The sequence below is a fragment of the Catenulispora rubra genome (genome assembly GCF_015356825.1).
Taxonomy (GTDB): Bacteria; Actinomycetota; Actinomycetes; order Streptomycetales; family Catenulisporaceae; genus Catenulispora; species Catenulispora rubra.
The window spans coordinates 1-255 of sequence record NZ_JAACYW010000860.1; the positions used below are offsets into that span (position 1 = coordinate 1).

Annotated in this window: 1 pseudogene; it reads left to right on the forward strand. The window is 72.9% G+C overall.

What is annotated here, in order from left to right:
• Positions 1–15 precede the first annotated feature (15 nt).
• Positions 16–255 (forward strand): annotated as a pseudogene (locus GWK61_RS55750) (ISKra4 family transposase); the annotation flags it as partial.

The window sequence follows — 255 nt, forward strand, 5'->3', positions numbered from 1 at the left end:
CACACCCCGCCGATGATGAGCGACGCCGCCACGCTGCTGGTGCTGTCGGTGGACGGCAAGGGCATCGTCATGCGCCCGGCCGACCTGCGCGAGGCCACCCGCAAGAAGGCCGAGCGCGAGAAGGCCGTCGGCCGCCTGGGCGAGGACGGGCACGCCGGGCGCAAGCGCATGGCCACCATCGGCGCCGTCTACGACGCCGACCCCGCACCCCGCCGCCCGCACGACATCATCACCCTGGCCAAGGCCGAGAAGAAA